This is a genomic window from Dactylosporangium sp. CA-139066 (assembly GCF_050936175.1).
Taxonomy (GTDB): domain Bacteria; phylum Actinomycetota; class Actinomycetes; order Mycobacteriales; family Micromonosporaceae; genus Dactylosporangium.
The window spans coordinates 8,037,770-8,060,081 of the sequence record NZ_JBNJNH010000001.1 but is presented as its reverse complement, the minus strand read 5'-3'; the positions used below and the strand labels follow the sequence as shown (position 1 = coordinate 8,060,081).

Annotated in this window: 20 protein-coding genes and 1 riboswitch; of the genes, 14 read left to right on the top strand and 6 right to left on the bottom strand. The window is 73.8% G+C overall.

Annotated elements, in window-relative coordinates:
- The first annotated feature begins 82 nt into the window (after nucleotides 1-82).
- The 3 genes from ACQEVU_RS36815 to ACQEVU_RS36805 all read left to right on the top strand — a co-directional run bounded on the left by ACQEVU_RS36815 (nucleotide 83) and on the right by ACQEVU_RS36805 (nucleotide 2,809).
- Nucleotides 83-847, top strand: coding sequence for a phosphodiesterase (locus ACQEVU_RS36815; RefSeq protein ID WP_433331916.1), 765 nt, complete (start codon nucleotides 83-85; stop codon nucleotides 845-847).
- Nucleotides 848-948: 101 nt separating this feature from the next.
- Nucleotides 949-1,443 carry a hypothetical protein gene (locus ACQEVU_RS36810; RefSeq protein ID WP_433331914.1) on the top strand — a complete coding sequence of 165 codons (495 nt, stop codon included), beginning with the start codon at nucleotides 949-951 and terminating at the stop codon, nucleotides 1,441-1,443.
- Nucleotides 1,444-1,681: 238 nt separating this feature from the next.
- Nucleotides 1,682-2,809 (top strand): hypothetical protein, encoded by a 1,128-nt coding sequence (locus ACQEVU_RS36805; RefSeq protein WP_433331912.1) that lies wholly within the window; start codon nucleotides 1,682-1,684, stop codon nucleotides 2,807-2,809.
- Nucleotides 2,810-3,001: 192 nt separating this feature from the next.
- Here ACQEVU_RS36805 and ACQEVU_RS36800 read toward each other — a convergent pair whose 3' ends face one another.
- Nucleotides 3,002-4,264 carry a hypothetical protein gene (locus tag ACQEVU_RS36800; RefSeq protein ID WP_433331910.1) on the bottom strand — a complete coding sequence of 421 codons (1,263 nt, stop codon included), beginning with the start codon at nucleotides 4,262-4,264 and terminating at the stop codon, nucleotides 3,002-3,004.
- Nucleotides 4,265-4,723 (bottom strand): hypothetical protein, encoded by a 459-nt coding sequence (locus ACQEVU_RS36795; RefSeq protein ID WP_433331908.1) that lies wholly within the window; start codon nucleotides 4,721-4,723, stop codon nucleotides 4,265-4,267.
- 90 nt (nucleotides 4,724-4,813) lie between these two features.
- On the opposite strand from ACQEVU_RS36795, the gene ACQEVU_RS36790 reads away from it, so the two are divergent.
- The gene (locus tag ACQEVU_RS36790; protein WP_433331906.1) at nucleotides 4,814-5,533 is read left to right on the top strand and encodes a copper resistance CopC family protein; all 720 of its coding nucleotides are present in this window, start codon (nucleotides 4,814-4,816) and stop codon (nucleotides 5,531-5,533) included.
- A 274-nt stretch (nucleotides 5,534-5,807) separates the two neighbouring features.
- Here the strand turns inward: ACQEVU_RS36790 and ACQEVU_RS36785 are convergent, their stop codons facing one another.
- The 3 genes from ACQEVU_RS36785 to ACQEVU_RS36775 all read right to left on the bottom strand — a co-directional run bounded on the left by ACQEVU_RS36785 (nucleotide 5,808) and on the right by ACQEVU_RS36775 (nucleotide 7,989).
- Entirely contained in the window at nucleotides 5,808-6,191 is a 384-nt protein-coding gene (locus ACQEVU_RS36785) for a hypothetical protein (protein WP_433331904.1), read from the bottom strand.
- A gap of 65 nt (nucleotides 6,192-6,256) precedes the next feature.
- Nucleotides 6,257-7,045: a hypothetical protein gene (locus ACQEVU_RS36780; protein WP_433331902.1), complete on the bottom strand. Its 789-nt coding sequence runs from the start codon at nucleotides 7,043-7,045 to the stop codon at nucleotides 6,257-6,259.
- Nucleotides 7,046-7,113: 68 nt separating this feature from the next.
- Nucleotides 7,114-7,989, bottom strand: coding sequence for a hypothetical protein (locus ACQEVU_RS36775; RefSeq protein ID WP_433331900.1), 876 nt, complete (start codon nucleotides 7,987-7,989; stop codon nucleotides 7,114-7,116).
- A gap of 100 nt (nucleotides 7,990-8,089) precedes the next feature.
- Nucleotides 8,090-8,234, top strand: a riboswitch (cobalamin riboswitch).
- A 58-nt stretch (nucleotides 8,235-8,292) separates the two neighbouring features.
- Between ACQEVU_RS36775 and ACQEVU_RS36770 the strand changes: the two genes are divergently transcribed.
- From ACQEVU_RS36770 to cobM, 5 genes are read left to right on the top strand one after another with little or no spacing between them, the layout of a single operon-like run.
- On the top strand, nucleotides 8,293-10,338 hold the full coding sequence (locus ACQEVU_RS36770; RefSeq protein ID WP_433331898.1) for a VWA domain-containing protein: 2,046 nt from the start codon (nucleotides 8,293-8,295) through the stop codon (nucleotides 10,336-10,338).
- A 1-nt stretch (nucleotide 10,339) separates the two neighbouring features.
- The gene (gene cobO, locus ACQEVU_RS36765; RefSeq protein ID WP_433331896.1) at nucleotides 10,340-10,942 is read left to right on the top strand and encodes a cob(I)yrinic acid a,c-diamide adenosyltransferase; all 603 of its coding nucleotides are present in this window, start codon (nucleotides 10,340-10,342) and stop codon (nucleotides 10,940-10,942) included.
- Complete coding sequence (locus ACQEVU_RS36760) at nucleotides 10,936-12,273, top strand: cobyrinate a,c-diamide synthase (protein ID WP_433331894.1); 1,338 nt, start codon at nucleotides 10,936-10,938, stop codon at nucleotides 12,271-12,273. The genes cobO and ACQEVU_RS36760 overlap by 7 nt, the downstream gene beginning before the upstream one ends.
- Nucleotides 12,264-13,856, top strand: a complete 1,593-nt coding sequence (cbiE, locus tag ACQEVU_RS36755) for a precorrin-6y C5,15-methyltransferase (decarboxylating) subunit CbiE (RefSeq protein ID WP_433331892.1) — start codon at nucleotides 12,264-12,266, stop codon at nucleotides 13,854-13,856. The genes ACQEVU_RS36760 and cbiE overlap by 10 nt, the downstream gene beginning before the upstream one ends.
- Complete coding sequence (cobM, locus tag ACQEVU_RS36750; RefSeq protein ID WP_433331890.1) at nucleotides 13,853-14,593, top strand: precorrin-4 C(11)-methyltransferase; 741 nt, start codon at nucleotides 13,853-13,855, stop codon at nucleotides 14,591-14,593. The genes cbiE and cobM overlap by 4 nt, the downstream gene beginning before the upstream one ends.
- Before the next feature lie 24 nt (nucleotides 14,594-14,617).
- Here cobM and ACQEVU_RS36745 read toward each other — a convergent pair whose 3' ends face one another.
- Nucleotides 14,618-15,406 carry a laminin G domain-containing protein gene (locus tag ACQEVU_RS36745; RefSeq protein ID WP_433331888.1) on the bottom strand — a complete coding sequence of 263 codons (789 nt, stop codon included), beginning with the start codon at nucleotides 15,404-15,406 and terminating at the stop codon, nucleotides 14,618-14,620.
- A gap of 133 nt (nucleotides 15,407-15,539) precedes the next feature.
- Here ACQEVU_RS36745 and ACQEVU_RS36740 point away from each other — a divergent pair, with 133 nt between their 5' ends.
- The 5 genes from ACQEVU_RS36740 to ACQEVU_RS36720 all read left to right on the top strand — a co-directional run bounded on the left by ACQEVU_RS36740 (nucleotide 15,540) and on the right by ACQEVU_RS36720 (nucleotide 22,307).
- Nucleotides 15,540-16,595, top strand: a complete 1,056-nt coding sequence (locus ACQEVU_RS36740) for a hypothetical protein (protein WP_433331886.1) — start codon at nucleotides 15,540-15,542, stop codon at nucleotides 16,593-16,595.
- A gap of 29 nt (nucleotides 16,596-16,624) precedes the next feature.
- Nucleotides 16,625-17,881 carry an ROK family protein gene (locus ACQEVU_RS36735; RefSeq protein WP_433331884.1) on the top strand — a complete coding sequence of 419 codons (1,257 nt, stop codon included), beginning with the start codon at nucleotides 16,625-16,627 and terminating at the stop codon, nucleotides 17,879-17,881.
- Nucleotides 17,878-19,056, top strand: a complete 1,179-nt coding sequence (locus ACQEVU_RS36730) for a hypothetical protein (protein WP_433331882.1) — start codon at nucleotides 17,878-17,880, stop codon at nucleotides 19,054-19,056. Before ACQEVU_RS36735 ends, ACQEVU_RS36730 begins: the two co-directional genes overlap by 4 nt.
- A 313-nt stretch (nucleotides 19,057-19,369) precedes the next feature.
- Nucleotides 19,370-19,951 (top strand): hypothetical protein, encoded by a 582-nt coding sequence (locus tag ACQEVU_RS36725; protein WP_433331880.1) that lies wholly within the window; start codon nucleotides 19,370-19,372, stop codon nucleotides 19,949-19,951.
- 166 nt (nucleotides 19,952-20,117) lie between these two features.
- Nucleotides 20,118-22,307: a ricin-type beta-trefoil lectin domain protein gene (locus ACQEVU_RS36720; protein ID WP_433331878.1), complete on the top strand. Its 2,190-nt coding sequence runs from the start codon at nucleotides 20,118-20,120 to the stop codon at nucleotides 22,305-22,307.
- The last annotated feature ends 5 nt before the right edge of the window (nucleotides 22,308-22,312 follow it).

The window sequence follows — 22,312 nt, the reverse complement described above, 5'->3', positions numbered from 1 at the left end:
GATCGGCAGGCACCGGTTCTTCTTCTGCGCCGCGAACGGACGGCTGACCTCGGCCGGCCCGTTCGGGGCGCAGAATGGCGATATGCCGCTCATCGCGCAGCTCAGTGACCCGCACATCACCGTCGGACCGCTCGCGGCACAGCCGGCGGCCGGGCTGCAGCGGGCGCTCGCCCGGGTCCTCGCGCTCGAGCCGGTGCCGGACTGCGTCATCATCACCGGGGACCTCGTCGACCGGGGCCGGCCGGCCGAGTACGACGTGCTGCGCGAGCGCATCGAGCGCCTCCCGCTGCCCGTCCACCTCGTCGCCGGCAACCACGACGCCAAGGCGGCGCTGCAGGAGGCGTTCGGGCTGGCCGAGACGTCGTACGCGGCGCAGTACCCCGCCTTCACCGTCGTCGTGCTCGACTCGCTCAACCCCGCGCTCGGCGACGCCGGCCTGCTCGGCGACGAGCAGCTCGCCTGGCTCGACCGGACCCTCGGCGCCCGGCCGGAGGTGCCGGCGTTCGTCTGCCTGCACCACCCGCCGGTGCGGGTCGGCATCCCGGGCATGGACGCCATCCGGCTCGTCGACGGGCCCGGCCTCGCCGAGGTCGTGCGCCGGCACCCGCACGTGGCCCGGGTGCTCGCCGGTCACCTGCACCGGGCCGTGACCGCCGGGTTCGCCGGCACCGTGCTCAGCGTCGCCCTGAGCACGTACCGCCAGGTCGACCTGTGCCTGCGCGAGGACCGCCCGGTCGCCTTCGTGCCCGAGCCGGCCGGGTTCCTGCTGCACCGGATCGAGGGCGGCGAGTGCGTGACCCACCTGGTGCACACCAGTCACACGGCGGCCCCTTTCGGCGCATTTTGAGGCCGATCTGCCGATGTGCGCGTGGCACGTTTCCGGGATTTGGCGTCTTGCCGCTCCCCGTACCTTGAATGCATCAACGCGCATCCGAGAGGAACCACCCCATGAGCGAGTACGGCGAGATCGAGACGGGCCAGGAGCACGCCGGCCTTCAGCAGGCGCACGAGGCCTACGGCGCCGAGCAGGACCACCAGGCGCAGTACGGCATCCTCGAGCAGGACCACCACAGCTACGAGCACGAAGAGTTCGAGCACCTCAAGCACATCGAGTACACGGACGCGGCCGGCAACCACTACGAGGTCACCGAGTACACGCACTACGAGCACACCGAGGTCGAGGACGACCACACGTTCATGGCCTACGGCCAGGAGAGCGGCGGCAGCGCCGGCCTGCACCAGGCCGACGCCTACTCGCTCGAGGGCGACTCGGCGGGCGTGTCCGGCCTCGGCGAGGCGCACTTCGGCGCGGCCGACGGCGGCGAGGCGCACTTCGGCGCGGCCTCGGTCGCGTCGGGCCTGGAGAGCATCACCTCCCGGTTCGAGAACTTCCTCGGCTCGGGCTTCCTGAACGACAACGAGATCAACGACGCCAGCGCGTGAGCGGTCCGGAGCGGAGCGGATGGGCCGCTCAGCAGTGGACCCAGGGTGTGAGCCGTCACCGCAGCGAAGCGGAGCTGACGGTGATCATCTCCTCTCGGGGCGGTGAGATTGCGCTCACGGCGCCGGTCGGCGGCATGGCTGCTGACCGGCGCCGTGGCGTGTCTACGCCATGTGTCAAGCCTTTTCACCGGCAGAATTCGGCGGCGCGCCGGCCGGAAACGCCGGAGACTGCATCGTCATGAGCCTCGACGACGACTGGCACTACCTGCCGACCCGCACCCGGGCCGGCGCGCTGCAACGCGGCCTCGGCCGGGGTGCCGTGCGCGCCAGACAGGACCCGGCCGCGCCGGAGCTCGTGTACGCCTGCATCCGCCGCGACCACCGCTGGCTGCCGCTGGACGACCGGGGCGTCTACCTGGCCCGGCTCGTGCGCGACCTCGACCTGCCGACCGGCCCGATCGTGTCACGCCTCTACACCGCCACCGACGAGACCGGCGAGTTCTCCCACGTCCTGCGGGTCGCGGAGGCGCTCGGGCGGGCCGGGTCCGACGGGATCATCGAGAGCCTGCGGCGGTACGTCCACATCGGCCCCTATTGGCGCGAAACCCTCGGCGCCCTCGCCGCCGCCTGGCCCGCGAACTGGTGGGACGACCTCCTGCCGGTCGCCGCCGACCGCCTGGCCAGCGGCGAACGCCCCCGGCACCTGCCGCCCGGCGCCCCGTGGACCGGCTGGGCCGAGCGCGACGAGCGCATCCGCGCCGCCCTCGCCGCCGGCCCGGAGGAGGTCCGCGGCCTCGGCGAGCTGCTCGAGGAGGCCGACGGCCGGCGCGAGGCGGCCTACGAGTGCCTGGCCGGCCCGGCCGCCGAGGCGCTGCCCGCGGCGCGTCGCGTCGCCGCCGACCCCGGCTCCGGCCCGTACTGGGAGAGCCTCTGCGTGCTGGCCGAGCACGGCGACGAGTCCGACGGCCCGGCGCTGCTGGCCGGCCTCGAGTGGCTCGACCGGCGCCCCGACGACATGTGCGGCTACGACCGGATCGTCGACGGCCTCGCCCGCGTCGGCGGGGACGCCGCGCACCAGGCGCTGCCGAAGATCCGTTCGCTGTGGTTCAGCCCGCACTCGTACGAGCGGGCCGCCTACCTGCGCGCCCGCCTCAACCTGGAGCCGGCCGCGTGCGCCGGCGCGCTCACCGAGGGGCTGTGGGACTGCGAGGCCGGCGTGCGCCTGCTGGCCGTGCGCCATGTGCCGCTGGACGCGAAGCTGGAGCGGCGCGTGGAGTACCTGCGCGACGACCCGATCGAGACGGCCGAGGTCCGCCTGGCCGCCGCCGAGCGGCTGGACCTGGAAGCGGCCCTGTCAGGCGGCTGACACATCGGCGCAAGCGAGCGCCAAGTGTCTGCCAAGTTCGATGCGCGATCCTTTCTTCAGCACCACTTGAAGGGATCGCCGAGATCCTTGAACCACGTACCTCGAGAATTGATCTCGATCTACATATAGATGAGCCAGACCGGCGGCACCCCTCCCTCGTGCCGCCGGTCTTCTCGTCTGCGTTCTTCTGCTTCATCCCTCGAAGAGCAGGAACAGCCCCACCACGGTGTACGCCACCATCAGCCCCAGCAGCGGCAGCTGCCCGGTCGTGGCGCGGGCGCGGGGGAACAGCCGCAGCGCGCGGTCGTGCGCGAGGACCGTGCCCAGCAGGTGGCCGAGGACGATCACGGTCACCTGCAGGTTGGCGACCCCGGTGGGCGTGATGATGCCGCTGTACACCCGGAAGTCCCCGTCGCCGAACAGCAGTGCGACGGTCCGCTGGCCCTCCAGGACGAACAGCGACCAGTAGTGCGCCACGACGTAGCCGACCGCGATCGGCACGATCGAGTGCGCGAGCTCGCCCGGCGTGCGCTCGGCCGAGGCGCGGCCCCGGCGCCCGGCCGCGCGGGTGGCGGCCAGGTACGCGGCGGCGACCGCGCCGATCACGACCAGCAGCCCGATCGTGCCGGTCAGCGGCGCCGGCAGCCCGTTCTCCTGCACGAAGCGCAGCCAGAACGGCGCGCCGGACAGGGCGTCGTAGAACGTCGAGCCGAGCAGCACCGCGACGACGGCGGTCAGCCCCGGCGCGCACTTCAGCCCGGCGATGCCGTCGAGCGGGTTGCGCCACGCCAGCGTGCCGTCGCCGCGCCGGCCGATGACGGCGAGCCGCCCGACGAGGTCGCTGAGCGTCTCGAACGCGTCGCCGCGGTCGAACCACGCCGGGCCGTAGACCAGGCCGGCGGCGAGCATGGCGGCGGCGTACACCGCGAGCCACACCCCGAGCACCGGCAGCGTGGCCCGGTCGGGCGCGACGAGCTCCAGCCACGCGAACGCGAACAGGCCGACGGCGGCGGGCCAGTAGCCGACGGCCGGCGCAAGCGCCCGGCCGCCGCCCCGGCGGACCAGCGCGACGATCGTGCGCAGCGGGTTCAGGGCCCGCCAGACCGGCCCGAACAGCAGCGACAGCGGCACGAGCCCGACCCAGAACAGCACGAAGACCAGGCCGGCGGCCGGGTTGTCCTCGTTGTCGGGCTGGAAGAACTGCACCAGCAGTACCGCGGCGAGGCCGAGACCGACGATCCGCAGCGGCCAGGCGAGCGCCGAGTCCGACCGGTCCAGCCACGCCGGCGCCGGTCGTCCGGCGTCGGGGTCGAGGCGCGGCTCGCGCCAGGCCACGCCCAGCACGACGAACGACACGATCAGCGCGAGGCCGGCCCCCACGGCCAGCTGGGCCGGGGTCAGCGGCAGGTCCTGCCGCCCGCCGACCCCGTGGGCGAGCACGATCGGCGCGTCCACCTAGCGCACCACGAGCTGGAAGAGCACGAGGTGCGACTTGTGCGTCTCGACCTCAAACAGCCCGGTCCGGTCGGCGGTCAGCGTGAGCGACGCCGGCTCGCCGGCCTTGAGCGCCAGCTCCTTGTCGTAGCCGTGCACGTGCAGCTCGTCGGCCTCGTCGCTGGTCACGGTGATGCTGATGACCTCGCCCCGGCCCACCTCGACCCGCCCGGTCGGCGGGCTGGCGCGGCGCTTGACGATCATGTAGCTGACCGCCTTGTTCACCGCCTTGCCGGTGGGACTCGGCTCGGCCGTCGGTGACGGCAGCGTCTTCGTCGGCGTCTGGTCCGCGTTCGCCGGCGTCTGGTTCGTGGCGGCCGGGGGAGCGGCGGCGGGCGCCGGCTCGTCACCACAGGCGGCGGCGAGCGCGAGCAGCGCGGCGAGCGCGAGGCCGGCGGCGGTCGGTCGGGCGTTCGGCACGAGGGCGTCTCCCGTTGCGGGCTTGGGGGTTCGTTAGGGCTGTGAATTTAGCGTCTTGAAGCGCACTAAGGAACCCGTCATCATGGGTCGATGCGTTTGCCGGTACGCGTAGCCGCGGCCCTGCTCGTCGTGGCCGCCGCCGTTGTGCTGCCGGCGACCCCCGCCGCGGCCCACGGTCAGCTCGCCATGTCCGACCCGGTCGCCGACAGCACGGTCGCCCAGCCGCGCCCGGAGGTGACGCTGTACTTCACGGAGACCCCGGCGTCGTACGCCTGGTTCACGGTCACGACCCCGTCCGGCCGCCGCGTCGAGTCGGCCTGGCGCACCGGCGAGCCGAAGCGCCTGGACAAGCCGGTCACGGAGTACTACCTGACGGACGGCAAGTTCGAGCCCCGCGTGTTCAACACCGGCTACCCGGCGATCGTCGGCGTCTCACACTGGCCGGAGCAGGGCGCGTACACGGTGCTGTACCAGTCGGTAGCCTCGGACGGCGAGGCGGTCAAGGGCACCCTGAAGTTCACGTACTCGGGCCCGACCACGCCGCCGCCGGCCGGCTGGACCGCCCCGACGGCCGGCCCGCCGGACGCCCTGACCCACCCCCAGGCCACCCAGAGCCAGACCCCGGGCCTGTTCTCGGACGTCGGCAGCGCCCCCGCCGCGGCGCCGCCGCCCCCTTCCTCCCCGCCGACCCCGTTCGTGCTCACGGACTGGCTGATCCCGGCGCTGATCGTGGCGGCGGTCGGCTTCATGGTGGTCGCCGCGGCGCGTCGCACCCCGGTCCCGGTGTCCCGCAAACGCCGCCGCGCCTGACCAGGACGTTCGCGCCCCGCTGCCCCGCTGCTCGGGCCGGACGACGCCGGTCCCGTCGCGTGCCTTTCGGCGCCGACCCGAAAAATCCAGCCACTCCGTGGCCGGATTTTTCGGACATTTCATGATTTAGCGGGGCGCGCGGGCCCTCCACGCATTGAAGATCAGCTCCGAGCGCCTGGCGTGTGACCGTGAAGCGGACTGCGGCGAGCCGGGTGAATTGCGCATATACGAAATATCCGATATGTCGTGGCGCGGAGCGCCCGACATATCGGGGTCAGGGTGTCGGCGAAGCGGACGGGGAGCCGCACGTGGCCTGGATGCGCCGCGTCAGACGGTCGGCGAAAGCCGGGTCGCTCACCACGCGGCGCTGCAACTCGTCCACCTGGGCGTCGGTCAGGTCCGTGTAGATGGGGCGCGAGGCGTACGCGGAGGCCATCGCGTTCGGGTCCGTGTAGACCTGGGACTGCACCGAGCACAGATGCGCCGCCGTCGCGTCCAGGAAGATCGTCTCGCGGCGCTCCTGGGGCGGCGGGCCGGACGACGTGGCGGCGGGGGCCTTGATCTCCTGCGGGGTGGTGTCCGAGGACTTCCCACACGCGGAAGCGCCCGCCAGCAGGGCGAACGCGGTCACCGTGAGCACGGCACGGTTGCGGAACATCGGAAGCATGCCTCTCTGCCGGGCGGGGGCGGACCGGCCGGTGAAGCCGGCCCGCCGGACCCGCGTTACGCGACGACGAGGGTGAGGTCGTTGGTGTCGGTGGTGGTGCCGTACGCGAGCTTGACCGTCAGCCTGTAGGTGCCCGTGGCCACGGCCGAGGCGTCGAACTTCACGGCGGCGTAGTCGTCGGTGCCGACGGCGAGGCCGGCGCCCTTGTTCAGGGCGGTGTAGGCGCGGCCGGCGGGGTACGACACGACCAGGCCGGCGGGGCCACCCGAGACCGTGATGCGCAGGTCGTCGACGCCGGCGCGGCGCGACTGGAAGACGAGCTGCTGCCAGACCGGGGTGGCCTTGGGGACGGTGACGGTGGCCGTCTTCTGCACCACGGCGTCGCCGGTGACCGCCACGACCGGGAGGGTCGCCGTCACGGAGCCGGTGTGTGCGGTACCCGTGCACGACGTCGCGCCGTCGGCCCTGGTCGTGTACGAGTAGTCGAGCTTCAGCGGCACCAGCGCGAGCAGCGTCGAGGAGTTGAGGGCCACGTTGAAGGCGGCGTAGTCCAGGTGGCCGGCCTGGAGGGAGTCGCCCTTCGACAGCGACGAGTAGGCCGCGGTGTTCGTCGGGTACTTCACCGTGACGCCGGGGCCGGTGGCCGTCACCTTGACGTTGCAGATGTCGTCGGTGGCGGCCCACATGGTGCTCACCCAGCCCGTCTGGCCCGGCAGCATCGGGGCGAGGACCGGCACGACCAGGCCGAAGTCCGGGGTCGTCGCCGCGCAGGCCGGTGCCGCCGCGGGGACGATGGCGGCCGCGCCCGCGGCGCACGCGAGGGCGATGGAGGCTGAACGGCGCATCGGAGGGGTCCTTCCCGGGGTGTCTCGGTGTCGGTCTGCCTGATCGGCGGTGCGGCGGCGGTGTTGAGCTAGCCGGTGAGCGTGATCCAGGTGTCGTACTGGTGCACCGCGATTCCCGCGAACGCCGGGTACCGCTGCGCCGCCGTGTCCACCGCGGCCAGCGTCCGGTGCAGCTGGGTGGCTGAGTCGCCGTGGAAGCTGCAGTACCCGCAGTCGCGAAGCGGCTGCGTCTCCGCGCCCAGCCGCACGGGCTTGGCGACCCGCCCGGCCCGGCGCAGCAGGTCGTCGGCGACGCCGAGCATCGAGTTGCTGCCGGTGGCGGTGTTGCGGTAGCTCATCACCGTGATGCCGTCGACCCGGTCGAGGACCGCGTCGGCGAGGTTGCCGCCGCCGGGCGTGGGCACGGTCGGCAGCCAGAACGGGACGTCCAGCTCCACCGGCAGGTCCGTGGCCGCGTTCGTTTCGTCCAGGAGCGCGAGGAACCGGGGTACGAGTGCCGCCTGCTCCTGGGTCCATGAGGGAAGCAGGTACGGCTCCACGTCCAGGTGCAGGCCGCGGAACAGGCCCGTGGCCGCGGCGCCCCGCGCCCAGGCCAGCGCCGTCGCGTGGTCCGTGGTCCAGGCGGGATCGCCGCCGAGCGCGTCGAGCACGATCCCGGCGGCCTCGCACAGCCGTTGCAGCTCCCGCAGGCGGGTGAGCTCGGCCGGGCCGGCCTCGGGGTCGTAGTACGCGAACAGGGCCCGCACGCCGTTGGCCGCCGCCCAGTCCACGACCGGCCGCGGCTCGTCCTGCCGCCACAGCCACATCGCGCGCGTGCCCGGCGGCGCCACCGACGTCTCCGGCGCGAGCGGCGGCAGGCGCAGCGGGGTCGCGGCGATCAGGGCGATCGCCACGAGCACCACGCAGAGCCCGAGCTGCGCGGCCGAGTCCAGCCAACGCCGCATGTCCGGCCCATCGGCAGGCCGTGGACGATCGTGAGGGTCACACCGCGTCACGTTGACGGCCCCGGGGCCGGTGGGACACGATGGCCGGAAGCGGTATGCGGAGGAACCCGGTGCGAAACCGGGACGGTCCCGCCACTGTGACCGGGGAGCCGTCCCTCAGCGCACGGGCCACGGCCAGCTCATTCGATGTGATGGGTCGGCTGGAAGGCCGAGGTGGCGGCGGCGATCCGGGAGTCAGGAGACTCCGGCCGCTGCTGCTCCAGCCGTTTCGCGGGCGCGGACCCGCCGAAGGGAAGTGTGCCCGTGACGCCGCCGTATCCGTTCTCGGCCGTGGTCGGCCTGGCCGACCTGCGCCTGGCCCTGTTGCTCACGGCCGTGTCGCCGGCCATCGGTGGGGTCCTCGTGCGGGGCGAGAAGGGCACCGCCAAGTCCACGGTCGTGCGCGCCCTGGCCGCGCTGCTGCCCGAGGTCGAGGTCGTCTCCGGCTGCCGCTTCGCCTGCGACCCGGCCGCGCCCGACGCCGAATGCCCCGACGGGCCGCACACGCCCGGCGCCGGCTTCGAGCGGCGCCGCTCCGCCCTCGTCGAGCTGCCGGTCGGCGCCACCGAGGACCGCGTCGTCGGCACGCTCGACCTGCAGCGGGCCCTCGGCGACGGGGTCAAGGCCTACGAGCCGGGCCTGCTGGCCGCCGCCCACCGCGGCGTGCTGTACGTCGACGAGGTCAACCTCCTGCCCGACCACCTCGTCGACCTGCTCCTCGACGCCGCCGCGATGGGCCGCGCCCACGTCGAGCGCGACGGCGTGTCGGTCAAGCACGCCGCCCGGTTCCTGCTCGTCGGCACGATGAACCCGGAGGAGGGTGAGCCGCGCCCGCAGCTCGTCGACCGGTTCGGGCTCGTCGTCGGCGTCGCCGCGCCGCAGGAGGCCGCGCCGCGGGCCGAGGTCGTGCGCCGCCGCCTCGCCTACGAGGCCGATCCCGCCGCCTTCGCCGCGCGCTACGTCGAGGCCGACGCCGCGCTCGCGACGCGCATCGCCGCCGCCCGGTCCCGCCTCGGCGGGGTCGCGCTGCCGGACCGGGAGCTGGACCGGATCGCGCGGATCTGCCTGGCGTACCGCGTGGACGGGCTCCGCGCCGACATCGTCGTCGCCCGGACGGCGGTCGCGCTGGCGGCGTGGCACGGGCGGACGGTGGTGACGAAGGACGACGTGCGGGACGCGGCGCGGCTCGCGCTGCCGCACCGCCGGCGCCGCGATCCGCTCGACCCGCCGGGCGCCGACCGCGACCGCCTGGAGGAGGTCCTGGAGCAGGAGGCCGGCCCCGACACCGACGACGACGATCCGAACGACGATGACCCGGACGGCGGCGGCCCCGACGGCGGCGGCCCGGAGGGCGGCGGCCCCGACGGCGGCGGCGACGATGGCGGCCCCGGCCCGGACGATGGCGACGGCGGCCCCGACGCGAACGACGCCGGCCCCGGCCCGGACCGGGGCGCCGACGACAGCACCCCCGGCCCCCGCTCGCCCGACCGTGACGCACGCTTCGAACCACAAAAAGCGGACGAATCCGATGTATCCGACTCATCGGTTATGAGCCAGGAGCTGGCGTTCGCCGGGTTGCCGTACAAACCGAAGCTCCTCAGCATCGCCGGGCGCGCCAACCGGCAGGCGGGCTCGCACGCCGGACGGCGCTCGCCCGCGCTCTCGCGGCACGGCCGCGTCGTGCGCTCCCGCGCCCCGCTCGGCGGCAAGCTCACCAGCCTGCACGTCCCCGACACCGTGCGCGCCGCCGCGCTGCGGGGGGCGCGCCGGGCCGAGGCCCGCGACGTCCGCGAGGCGGTCAAGGTCGGCCGCGAGGCCAACCTGGTCCTGTTCGTCGTGGACGCGTCCGGCTCCATGGCCGCCCGCCAGCGGATGAGCGTGGTGAAGACCGCGATCCTGTCGCTGCTGCGCGACGCGTACCAGCGGCGGGACAAGGTCGGGATGATCGCGTTCCGCGGGCACGATGCCGCGCTCGTCCTGGAGCCCACCGCCAGCCACGAAGTGGGCGTGCTGCGCCTCGCGGAGCTGCGCACCGGGGGCCGCACGCCGCTGGCCGCCGGGCTGCGCCAGGCCGCGCGCACGCTGCACGGCGAGCGCCGCCGCGACGCCCGCCGGCGGCCGCTGCTCGTGGTCGTGACCGACGGGCGGTCCACGAGCGGGCCCGACCCGCTGAGCGTGGTGCCGCTGCTGTCCGGCGTACCGGCCGTGGTCGTCGACTGCGAGTCCGGCCCGATCCGCCTCGGCCTCGCGCGCCGCCTCGCCGCCGCGCTCGAGGCGTCCTGCATTCCGCTGACGAGCCTGGGAGCCTGAGTTGCCGCAGGGAAAAGTCGAGAACGTGCCCGACGACGGGCTCACCACGCGCCAGCGCCGCCGGCAGCACGTGCTTGCCGTACACACCGGGCAGGGCAAGGGAAAGTCGACCGCCGCGTTCGGGATGGCGCTGCGCGCGTGGAGCGCCGGCTGGTCCATCGCCGTGTTCCAGTTCGTGAAGAGCCCGAAGTGGAAGGTCGGCGAGGAGACCGCGCTGCGCGCCCTCGGCGAGACCGGCCAGGGCGGCTCCGTCGTGTGGCACAAGATGGGCGAGGGCTGGTCCTGGATCCAGCGCCCCGGCGCCGAGCGCGACCACGCCGCCGAGGCCGCCGAGGGCTGGGCCCAGATCAAGCGCGACCTGGCCGCCGAGGCGTACCGGTTCTACGTGCTGGACGAGTTCACGTACCCGATCAAGTGGGGCTGGGTCGACATCGCCGACGTCGTGGAGACGCTGCGCGAGCGCCCCGGCAACCAGCACGTCGTCGTCACCGGTCGCGACGCCCACCCCGACCTGCTCGACCTCGCCGACCTCGTCACCGACATGACGAAGATCAAGCATCCGATGGACGCCGGGCGAAAAGGCCAGCAGGGCATCGAGTGGTAGCCCGCATCGTCATCGCGGCGCCCGCCTCCGGCCACGGCAAGACCACCGTCGCGACGGGCCTGCTGGCCGCGTTCGCCGCGCGCGGGGAGCGGGTCGCCCCGTTCAAGGTCGGCCCCGACTACATCGACCCCGGCTACCACGCCCTGGCCGCCGGGCGCCCCGGCCGCAACCTCGACCCGGTGCTCGTGGGCGAGCACCTGATCGCCCCGCTCTTCGCCCACGGCGCGGCCGGCGCGGACCTGGCGGTCATCGAGGGCGTCATGGGCCTGTACGACGGCCGCACCGGCGCCGGCGAGTTCGGCTCCACCGCGCACGTCGCCCGCCTGCTCGACGCCCCGGTGGTCCTGGTCGTCGACGCCACCGCGCAGGCCCGCTCGGTCGCCGCGCTCGTGCACGGCTTCCGGTCGTTCGGCCCCGAGGTACGCATCGCCGGCGTCATCCTCAACCGCGTCGGCTCGCCGCGCCACGAGCAGATCCTGCGCGACGCCTGCGCCGAGGTCGGCACCCCCGTGCTCGGCGTCCTGCGCCGCCACGACGCCGTGTCCGCCCCGTCGCGCCACCTCGGCCTGGTCCCGGTCGTCGAGCGCTCCGCCGACGCGTCCGCGTCGGTCGAGGCGTTGGCCGGGCTCATTGCGACAAGCGTGGACCTGGATGCGGTACGCGCCGTGGCCCGCTCCGCGCCCCCGCTCACGACCACGCCCTGGTCGCCCGCGGTCGCCGAGCCGGTGCCCGGCACCCCGGTCGTCGCCGTGGCCGGCGGCCCCGCATTCTCCTTCGGCTACGCCGAAACGGTCGAGCTGCTCGCCGCCGCCGGCGCTCAGGTGTCCACAGTGGACCCGCTCCGCGACGAGTCGCTGCCCGCCGGCGCCCGCGCGCTCGTCGTCGGTGGCGGTTTCCCCGAGGTGTACGCCGAACAGCTCGCCGCCAACGCCCCCCTCCGCGATGCCGTGGCGCGGCTGGCGCGTTCGGGCGGCGCGATCGCGGCCGAGTGCGCGGGCCTGCTGTGGCTGTGCCGCACGCTGGACACCCACCCCATGTGCGGCATCCTGGACGCGGACGCCACGATGACCCCGAGCCTGTCGCTGGGCTACCGCGACGCCGTGGCGGTCTCCGACAACGTCCTGGCCCCCGCCGGCACCCGCGTGACCGGCCACGAGTTCCACCGCACCCGCGTGACGCCGGCGGCCGGCCCGTCGCCGGCGTGGGCGTGGCACTCCCCGGCGCCCACGATGGACGGCTTCGCCACGGCCCGGCTGCACGCCTCCTACCTGCACCTGCACTGGGCCGGCGCCCCCGACCTCGCGTACCGCCTGGTGTCCGCATGCGCCTGACGGTCGGCATCGGCGCCCGCCCGGCGGCGACGCCCGCGGAAATCCTGGCGCTCCTACAGGAATCCCTCCCGTCCCTGGACGACGTGGTCACGGTGTCTACAGTGGACGCGCGACTGGATCTGGCCCGCGCGGTGGCCGCGGAACGCGGGTGGGCGGTGGTAGGATTCGGGGCAGAGGAACTGGCGGACGTGTCGGTCCCATCTCCTTCGACACGCGTGGCGTCGGCCCTCGGCATTCCCTCCGTCGCGGAAGCAGCGGCCCTTCTGGCGGCGACCCGGGAATCCCACGGCGGCGCCGCCGTCCTCATCGTCGGGAAGCGGGCTTCACCCGTTGCCACCATCGCCGTGGCGGCGCCCGCCCCCGAAGTCACCGTCGTGGGAATCGGCGCTGACGGACACGCCGGCCTGTCCGAAGCGGGCCGCAACGCCATCGACACCGCGGACGTAGTCTTCGGCGGCCCTCGCCAGCTCGCCCTGCTCCCACCGCGACCCGCCGCGGCCGGGCGCGGGGAGATCGGCTTGGACCGCGCGCTGACGCCGAGACCGGATCTGGTTGCGTGGCCCTCGCCGCTTGTGCCGGCGCTGCCTCGGTTGCTGGCCGAGCAGCACGGGCGGCGGGTGTGCGTGCTCGCGAGCGGCGATCCCATGCACTACGGGATCGGCACCACGCTCGTCAGGCTCCTCGGGGCAGGGCACGTGCACGCCGTGCCGCATCCGTCCTCCATGGCGCTCGCCTGTGCGCGGCTCGGGTGGGCGCAGGAGGACGTCGACGTGGTCAGTGCGGTGGGGCGGTCCGTGGATGCCCTGCGACGGCACCTGCATGACGGCCGGCGCATCCTCGTGCTGTCGAGCGGGGCCGACACGCCGGCCGAAGTGTGGCGCATCCTGGAGGAGAGCGGGTTCGAGGCGAGCGACGTCACCGTCCTCGAGGCGCTCGGGGGAGGCGACGAGCGCGTCCACCGCGATCCGGGTGCGGCGCGCGGGCTCAACATCGTCGCGGTCGAGTGCCGGGGTGACGGGGGGCTCAGCGTTGTGCCGGGGCTCGGCGACGAGACGTACGACAGCGACGGGCAGCTCACCAAGCGCGAGATCCGGGCCGTCACCCTCGCCGTGCTCGGGCCGCGGCCGGGGGAGCTGCTCTGGGACGTCGGGGGCGGCTCCGGGAGCATCGGGATCGAGTGGATGCGGGCCCACAGGAGCTGCCGGGCCGTCGCCGTCGAGCGGGATCCGGTCCGGGCCGAGCGGATCCGGGGCAACGCGCGGCGGCTGGGCGTGCCGGAGCTCGGCGTCGTCGTCGGCGCGGCGCCCGAGGCGTGCGACGGGCTCGACGCGCCCGACGCCGTGTTCGTCGGGGGCGGGTTCACCGCGGACGGCGTGTTCGAGCGGTGCTGGGACCGGCTCAAGCCCGGCGGGCGGCTCGTCGTCAACGCCGTCACCGTCGAGTCCGAGCGGCTCGTCGGCGAGCTGCACGCCCGCCACGGCGGGGAGCTGACGCGGCTCGCCGTCAACCGGGCGGCGCCCGTCGGCGGGTTTCTGGGGTGGCGGCCCATGCTGCCGGTGACGCAATGGGTGGTGCGCAAATGACCGTGTACTTCATCGGGGCCGGGCCGGGCGCCGCGGACCTCATCACCGTGCGCGGGCGGGACCGCATCGCGGCGGCGCCCGTGTGCCTCTACGCGGGGAGTCTCGTGCCCGTCGAGCTGCTGCGGTACTGCCCGCCGGGGGCGCGGCTCGTCGACACCGCCAACCTCGACCTCGACCAGATCCTCGGCGAGCTGCTCGACGCGCACCGGCAGGGGCTCGACGTGGCGCGGCTGCACTCCGGGGACCCGTCGGTGTTCAGCGCCATGGCGGAGCAGCTGCGGCGGCTCGACGCGGCCGGCGTGCCGTACGAGATCGTGCCCGGTGTCCCGGCGTTCGCCGCCGCGGCGGCCTCGCTCGGGCGGGAGCTCACCGTCCCGGGGGTGGCGCAGACCGTCATCCTGACGCGGACCGCGGCCCGGGCCACGCCGATGCCGCCGGGGGAGGAGCTCGCGACGGTGGCCGCGAGCCGGGCGACGCTGGTGCTGCACCTCGCCGTCCAGCGGATCGGCGAGCTCGCGGGCGAGCTCGCCGAGTGGTACGGGGCGGACTGCCCGGCCGCCGTCGTCGCCTACGCCAGCCGGGCCGACGAGGTCGTCCTGCGCGGGACGCTCGCCGACATCGCCGGGCAGGTGCGCGACGCCGGGATCAAGCGGACCGCGGTCATCGTCGTCGGCCGGGTGCTGACCGCGGAGGAGTTCCCCGACAGCCACCTGTACTCCACGACCCGCAAACGCTGAGCCGCTGGAGCTCCCCCGGTGTGGCTAGCCCAGGGCGATCCACACGTCGTCGACGGCGCCGTGGAACTGGTCGTTGTCGGCGCCGTCGCCCTTGCCGCCGATGCTGAGCGGTACGGCGTTCGTGATCGTCAGCGTCGCCGGGATCTCCGCCGTGGCGTGCACGGCGCCGTCGACCAGCAGGGTCAGCGCCGGGCCCGAGCGGCGGCACTCCAGCGTGTGCCACCGGCCGTCGGCGATGGAGACGTCGGAGCGGGCCACGTGGATGCCGCGGACCACGTCGTCGCTCATCACGCAGCTCGGGCGGCCGGCCGCGCCGTCGACCTGCAGCTTGTACTGGCTGCCCGAGGCGGAGTACCCCTTCTGCAGGATGTTCTCGCCCGAGCCGGTCTGCCGCCTGGCCAGGCGGACCGTCGCGCCGTAGCGGATCGGGGCCGCGCCGGGGTTCAGCTCGGGGGCGTCCGGCGCCTGCAGGACCGCGTGCGGGCACTTCTTCGCCGCGGTCCTCCTGCCGCACTTGGCCGGGAACGATGCGGCGTGGCCGGCGGCGCGGGCGGCGAGCTTGATCCGGCCGCCGTGGCCGGCCGACGGGGTCAGGGTGTGGCCGTGGCCGGAGTCGTCGGCGACGGCGCCACCGGGCTTGGCCCTGTCGAAGCTGTACCGGGCGATGACGACCGGCGCCGCGTCCGTCGCGCCGGCGGTGCTCGGGCCGGCCGCGTCGCCCGTGGTCGCGGCGGTCACCGGCCCCGCGGCCCCGGCGCCGAGCAGCAGCGCGGCGGCGGCCGAGGCCGCCGTCAGGTTCCCCCATGTCTTCATGTCCGAAATGTGCCATATGTGCGCCACGTTCTAAACATGCTTTCACGGACGTGTCGGTTACGCTATGGAGCCGTTCGGACGACGCTGCGTCATCAAAGCGGGCGGCCGGGCGCCGCTCTGCGAGACTGGAGCCATGCGGTGGGCGGTGATCGTGGCGGTCGTCGCCGCCGTCGTCGCGTGGCCCGCCGCGCCGGCGCTGGCGCGCGCGAGCGACGCGCAGGAGGTCTGCCGCATCACCGACCCGGCCGTCGTCGAGGCGTCGGGGCTGGCCGCGCTGCCGGGCGGCGGATACATCGTGGAGAACGACTCCAACCCCGAGCCGCGCAAGATGCGCGTGTTCTACCTCGGCCCCGACTGCTCCGTCACGAGGAGCGTGGGCTACCCGACGACGGCCCGCGACCCGGAGGACCTGGCCGTGGACTCGAGCGGCGTCGTCTGGGTCGCCGACATCGGCGACAACAGCCCGCTCACCGGGGGCTCCGGCAAGCGCCGCGACACCATCGCGCTGTGGACGCTGCAGCCGGGGGCGAAGACCATGAAGATCCATCGGCTGCGGTACCCGGACGGGGTCCCCCGCGACGCCGAGGCGCTCCTCGTCGACGGCGCCGGCCGGCCCGTGATCGTGACGAAGGACCCGAGCGGGGAGGTGTACCGGCTGGACACCCCGCTGCCGACCGACAACGCCGCGGGTGCCCCGCTGACGCTGGTCGGGCACTTCACGCCCTCGCACAGCGGCACCGACAACCCGTTCGGCTTCTTCGGCAGCGCCCTCATCACCGGGGGCGCCGTCTCGCCCGACGGCACGCGCGCGGTCCTGCGCACCTACTCCGACGCCTACGAGTTCGACGTCACCCGCGGCGACGTGGCCGCGGCCATCACCACCGGCACCCCGCGGGTCACCCCGCTGCCCGGCGAGCCGCAGGGCGAGGCCATCGCCTACACGCCCGACGGAACGGGCTTGCTGACGGTGTCGGACCAGCCGGGGCCGGTGAGCATCCTGCGGTACCGGATCACGAAACCGGCGACGAGTGCTCCGGCGCCGTCGTCCCGGGCCCCGTCCCCGTCCCCGGTCGCGGCCGGCGAGGTCACCGACCGCCGGGCCCGCGTGGCGCTGCTCACCGGCGCGTTCGTCGTGGTGGCGGTGGGCCTGGTGGCCGGCGTGGCGCGGCGGGCCCGCCGGCGGCGATGACCCCTCGGTGTCGACGCGCATCGGTGCGCGTGACAACATCGTCACCCGAGGAGTCGCCAACCAAGGAGCACGGGGAGGACGGGACTGCGGTGGTGCGGATCGAGGCCGAGCGCGCGACGACCCGGGACATGCGCCGGCGCAACCGGTCGACGCTGCTGTCGGAGCTGTTCTTCCGCGGGCCGCTGAGCCGGCACGACCTGAGCCGCATCACCGGGCTGAGCGCCGCCACCGCCTCGAGCGTCACCGCCGAGCTGCTGCACGAGGGCATCATCATCGAGGCCGGCCAGATCGAGTCCGACGGCGGCCGCCCGCGCGTGCTGCTGCGGGTCAACCCCGACTTCGGCCGCCTGGTCGGCGCCGACGTGGGCGAGACCGGCGTCAAGGTCGAGCTGTTCGACCTGGCGATGAGCCGCCTGGCCACGGTCGACGAGCCGCTGCCCTCCTCGCGCCCCGACCCGTCCGCCGTCGCGGGCCAGCTCGAGGCCGGCATCCGCGAGGTCCTCGCCGGCGTCGACCCCGCCGCCGTGCTCGGCATCGGGATCGGCGTGCCCGGCACGGTCGAACAATCCGACCCCCCGCGGGTGTACGCCCCGACGCTCGGCTGGCGCGGCGTCTCCTTCCACGACCTGCTCCGCGAGCGCGGCATCACCGCGCCGCTGTTCGTCGAGAACGGCGCCAAGACGCAGGGCCAGGCCGAGATGTGGTTCGGCGCGGGCCGCGGCGCCGGCAACGCCGTCATCGTGCTGGTCGGCTCGGGCGTCGGCGCCGCCGTCATCACCAACGGCACCGTGTACCGCGGCGCCAGCAGCAGCGCCGGCGAGTGGGGCCACACCACCGTCGTGTACGGCGGCCGCCAGTGCCGCTGCGGCGCCCGCGGCTGCCTGGAGGCGTACGTGGGATCGGACGGGATCCTGTCGCGGTACCGCACCCTGGACCCCGGCGTGCCGACGACGGACGGCGAGATCGCCGACATCGCCGCCCTGGTCGCGGCCGGCACGCCCGCCGCCGAGGAGACCCTGGCCGAGACGGCCGGCATGCTCGGCGCCGGCATCGGCAACCTGGTCAACCTGTTCAACCCGGAGCGCGTCGTCCTCGGCGGCTGGGCCGGCCTGGCGCTGGGCGCCCGCGTGCTGCCCCAGATCCGCGAGGCCGCCCGGGAGCAGGCCCTCGAGCACCCGTTCGGCCAGGTCTCGATCGAGCTGTGCGAGCTGGGCCCGGACGCGGTCGCGTTCGGCGCCGCCACCCTCCCGATGGCCGAGCTGCTGCGGCGCGCCTCCCGCCCGTGACCCCCGCCGGCGCCGGCGGCCGCCTCGGGACGGACGTGGCCGAGGCCCTCCTCGAGCACGGCCATGACGCGATCGTGCGCCGCGAGGCCGGGGCGGGCGACTACAGCTGCGCCGCCGCCCTGCACCGGCACCTGCTCGCGCGCGGCGAGCCGGGCGCGGCGGCCGAGGTGCTCCGCCCGTTCGCCGCGACCGGGTTGCCGGACGCGGTGCGCCGGTTCGCGCACGCCCGCGCCGAGGAAGGCGCGCTCGACGAGGCCCTCGCGCTGCTGCGCCCGCTCGCCGACGCCGGCGACCGGCCCGCGCTGACCCAGCTCGCGCGGCTGCTGGCCCGGTCCGGCCGCCGCGACGAGGCGTTCGCCCTGCTGCGCCCCCACGTCGCCGAGGTGCCCGACGTGCTGGTCGAGATCGGGGCCGACGAGGATCTCGAGCGGGTGCTGCGGCCGCACGCCGACGCCGGCGACGGGGACTGCCAGCAGTTCCTGGCCGACGTCCTGCAGCGGCAGGGCCGCGCGGCGGAGGCGGTGATCCTGCTGCGCGGATGGCTGCGCCCGGACGGTTCGTACGAGGTCGGCCACGCCGAGCGGATCAGCGACATCCTGGCCCGCCACGACCCGTCGGCGCTGGCCGAGTGGGCCGCCGGCGACGGCGGGGCGTTCGGCGCCGTGCGGCTGTCGCGCTGGCACGAGGAGCACGGCCGCGTCGACGAGGCCGTCGCGGCGCTGGAACCGCTCGCCACCGCCGGAAACTGGAGCGTGGTGGCCGACCTGTTGGAGCGGCACGGGCGCACCGAGGAGGCGGTGGCGGTCCTGCGCCCGGCCGCGCGGGCCGAGCCCGAGTACTACCTGCGGCCGCTGTGCGAGATGCTGGTCGACCTGGGCCGCCCCGGCGAGGCCCTCGCGCTGGCCGGCCGGGGCATGGACCGGGCCGAGATCCTCGCGCGGTGCGGGCGCACCGGGGAGGCGATCGCCCTGCTGCGCGCGGAGCCGGACCTGGACGCCGGGTTCGCCCGCGAACGCCTCGGCGAGCTGCTGGCCGCCGCCGGGCGGCTCGACGAGGCGATCGAGGTCCTGTCGGCGTCGCCGGAACGCCGGGTGCGCGCGACGCTCGCCATGCTCCTGATCGAGCACGGCCGCCCCGAGGAGGCCGTCGCCGCCGTGCGGGCGGGACGGGCGTAGCTCAAGCGGACCTTAACGACGACTCTTTTTTCGCGTCTTTTATTGACGTGTGATGGATCTGGTCATAGCCTGCCCTCTATCTGGAAAGCTACTTAACAGATGCGTTGCGACGACGCGCAACGCGTCGCCCTGAAGCAGGGTGCTCTCGGTAAGCGGACGGCCGGGGGCACCCTCAGGGGTGACGTAGCACACGATAGTTGTCGGGTGGCATACATCCGGGATTCAACGGCGGCCGGGCGCGCATAGGTTCGCAGTCGTCCACCGCCTGCATCGCGTGCCTCTACGCGGTACCTCATAAAGGAAACGAATCCCGATGAAGCGTCTGCTGCCCGTGTTCGCCGTCGCCTGCTCCGCCCTGCTGCTGACCGCGGCCTGCGGCGACGACAAGAAGGACGACAAGAAGACCGACGCCCCGGCCGCGGCCCAGTCCGCCGCGCCGTCCGGCGACGCCAAGCCGTCCGGTGACGCGAAGCCGTCCGGCTCGGCCAAGCCCGCCGCGTCCGGCGAGGCCGGCAAGCTCAGCTTCGCCACCGTCGGCAAGCTGACCGGCGAGCTGTTCACCAAGGACGTCGACTGCCCGATCGGCCAGTGGGAGGCCAACTCCACGGGCGTGGACGCGAAGTACCGCGCCGCGGTGGCGAGCTTCAAGCAGTTCGACTGCTACGCCAAGAAGGGCGACGCGATGCCGCACCGCGTGCAGCAGGCGATGTACGTCGAGTTCAAGGCGGCCAACGCGGCGAAGGCGTACGCGCAGGACGAGGCGACGATGTACCCGACGCTCATCGTCGGCAACACCGTGGTCGTGGGCGGCACGGGCCTGACGAGCATCGACATGAAGGCGTGGCTGGAGTCCGTCAACGAGACGGCCGGAGGCGCCGGCCAGATCCTGGCCTGACCTTAAATTCGCAGGCCAGAACCTTAATTTAAGTCTTATATTGACGCGCGGACCGGGGCGGGCATAGCCTCTCGGCAATCTGTAAGGCAACCTCACAGATTCGCCCGCCCCGGACCCAACCCCGACCCGGGTCCGCGAGCGGGCGCCCGCCCAGAAGGGACCCGCAGTGACCCCCACTCGAACCAGGCGGCGGCCCCGCCTCAGGATCGGCCTCGCCGTCGTGGCGACCGTCCTGGCCGCCACCGGCATCGGCATCGCGGCCATGACGACCGCGTCGGCCGCCACGGTCGGCCAGATCACCGGCTACGGCGGCAAGTGCGTCGACGTCGCCGGGGCCAGTTCCGCCAACGGCACCCAGGTACAGCTGTACACCTGCAACGGCACCGGCGCCCAGCAGTGGACCGTCGGCGACGACGGCACGATCCGCGCGCTCGGCAAGTGTCTCGACGTGGCCGCGGCCAGCAGCGCCAACGGCACGAAGGTGCAGATCTACGACTGCAACGGCACCGCGGCCCAGCAGTGGTCGCGCAACAGCGACGGCACCCTGCGCGCGCTCGGCAAGTGCCTCGACGCCACCGGCCCCAGCTCGGCCGACGGCACGCCGCTGCAGATCTGGGACTGCTTCGCCAGCGCCAACCAGAAGTGGGTGCTGCCCGGCGGCACGACGCCGCCGACCAGCAACCCGCCGACGTCCAACCCGCCGAACAACGGCAACCCCGACCTCGGGCCCAACGTGTCGATCTTCGACCCGTCGATGTCGGCCGCGACGATCCAGAGCAAGCTGAACTCGGTCTTCAACTCCCAGCAGAGCAACCAGTTCGGCTCGCAGCGCTACGCCCTGCTGTTCCGGCCGGGCACGTACAACGTCGACGCCAACGTCGGCTTCTACACCCAGGTCGCGGGCCTCGGCCTGTCCCCGGACCAGGTCACCATCAACGGTGCCGTGCACGCCGAGGCGGACTGGTTCCAGGGCAACGCGACGCAGAACTTCTGGCGCTCGGCCGAGAACCTGTCGGTCACGCCCACCGGCGGCAGCGACCGCTGGGCCGTGTCGCAGGCCGCGCCGTACCGGCGCATGCACGTGCGCGGCAACCTGCAGCTCGACGACGGCGGCTGGTCCTCCGGCGGCTGGATCTCCGACAGCAAGATCGACGGTCAGATCCGCTCGGGCTCGCAGCAGCAGTTCATCACCCGCAACTCCGCGATGGGCAGCTGGTCCGGGTCCAACTGGAACATGGTGTTCGTCGGCGACAGCGGCGCGCCGGGCACCAGCTTCCCGTCGCCGCCGTACACGAACGTCGGCAACACGCCGGTCGTGCGGGAGAAGCCGTTCCTGTACGTCGACGGCAACGGCAACTACCAGGTGTTCGTGCCCGCGCTGCGGACCAACTCCAGCGGCAACAGCTGGCAGAGCGGCAGCACCGCCGGCTCCTCGCTGCCGATCAGCCAGTTCTACATCGTCAAGGCCGGCGCCACCGCGGCCTCGATCAACGCGGCCCTCGCGGCCGGGCAGAACCTGCTGTTCACGCCGGGCGTGTACCACGTCAGCGACACGATCCGCATCACCCGCCCCGACACCGTCGTGCTCGGCCTCGGCCTGGCCACGATCGTGCCGGACAACGGCGTGACCGCGATGAGCGTCGCCGACGTCGACGGCGTGAAGCTCGCCGGCATCCTGTTCGACGCCGGCACCGTCAACTCGCCGGTCCTGCTCCAGGTCGGCCCGAACGGCTCGTCGGCCGACCACTCGGGCAACCCGACGTCGCTGCACGACGTGTTCTTCCGCATCGGCGGCGCGACCGTCGGCAAGGCCACCGTGAGCCTGCAGATCAACAGCAACAACGTGATCGGCGACCACGCGTGGATCTGGCGGGCGGATCACGGCAACGGCGGCACCGTCGGCTGGAACACCAACACCGCGGCCAACGGCCTCATCGTCAACGGCGCCAACGTGACGTTCTACGGCCTGTTCGTCGAGCACTACCAGCAGTACCAGGTCATCTGGAACGGCAACGGCGGCCGCACGTACTTCTTCCAGAACGAGATCCCCTACGACGTGCCGAACAACTCGAGCTGGTCGAGCGGCGGCGGGGCGCAGGGCTGGGCGGCGTACAAGGTGGCCGCGAACGTCACCTCGCACGAGGCGTGGGGCCTGGGCAGCTACTGCTACTTCTCCACCAACCCGAGCAACGTGCTGGGCCACTCGTTCGAGGTACCGCAGACCGCGAACGTGCGCTTCCACGACATGGTGACGGTCTCGCTCGGCGGCACCGGCACGATCTCGCACGTCATCAACAGCACCGGGGCCGCGGTGAACAGCGGCCACCAGGTCGAGAACCTGGTCAGCTACCCGTAGCGGAT